Genomic DNA, 1,048 nt, shown 5'->3' with positions numbered 1-1,048 from the left:
ATATTTGTACAGTAAAGAAGTCAGCCGGCGGAAAGCGTGTTTACGGTAATGCGCTGAGGCGATACCCTTTCCGGTATTTGCCGACAGCACCACCGTACGCGGGCGGCCGTTGGACATTCCGTCCGTCCCTTCGATGACGGCGAGATGTTTTCCCTCCTTCAGGCGTGTCCCGTAATAGCGGTTGAAATCATCTATCGTCAGTTCTGATGCGGCGCGTCTCAGCCAAAACACGTAAGTCCCGCCTGACGGAATGACGGTATCTTCTTTCGGCCTCCATATCATATCTGATTCCGGCCCTTCCTTCGGATAGCGGTAGCGGATATGATAGTCTTTAAAATGAATGGGCCTGTCCGTCGTGTTATACACCTCGATAAATTCATAGGCATCAGCGCCGTCTTCATTTTTCGTATCAACCGCAAGTTCCGTAATCATCAGCTCGGGAATATGATTCAAATCGGCTTGATAGCCGTCCAGCTTCAGCCGCTTTTTCTCCGATTCCGCCCGCTGTCTGCCATTGGTGAAAACGAGGTAATATTCCAATTCTCCATTCCAGATATCCCGTTTTGAAACCTGGGCCGTAAACAGCCGGATTGCGCCTGGCGCGGGCTCCATCGGCACCATTTTAAACCCCAGCTCATTGCTTTGTTTATAAAAAAGAAACGCCGAAAACGCTTGATAGTCAGCATTCCGTACATGAGCCTGTATGAACAGGTTTCTTTTCATTTCCGCCTTTACTTCGATTTGGGGAGGGTTCTCCAGAAGCGGTATGTAATGAGGCGGCTGTCCGAATTCCTGCTGATTCACGGGGATTGCCGATTCTTTGCGCGCCGCATCCGCAGAAGGACTCACACAAAGCAAACCAATCAGAAAAAAGAGCGTCATCACAAGTTTCATCTCATTACCTCCCTATGCATTATGTTGCGTCAGGAGGCCGCCGCTTATGTAAAACGCACATAAAAAAGCTGCCCTCTCGGGACAGCTCGTTTTTTACCCTTTTCTAAGCGGCTCCAATATGCCTTTTTGGATCAGCAAGTGGAAAACGGACAGC

Annotated in this window: 1 protein-coding gene; it reads right to left on the bottom strand. The window is 49.6% G+C overall.

Annotation, left to right across the window (positions count from 1 at the left end):
* Positions 1-894 (bottom strand): lamin tail domain-containing protein (locus ACFVU3_RS40255; protein WP_390073740.1); only part of this gene is annotated, 894 nt, incomplete at its 3' end.
* Between the last annotated feature and the right edge of the window lie 154 nt (positions 895-1,048).

Source organism: Streptomyces sp. NPDC058052, assembly GCF_042885515.1.
In the GTDB taxonomy this organism is placed as follows: domain Bacteria; phylum Actinomycetota; class Actinomycetes; order Streptomycetales; family Streptomycetaceae; genus Streptomyces.
Note: the sequence above shows the minus strand (reverse complement) of the source record. Positions and strands in the feature narration are given on the sequence as shown.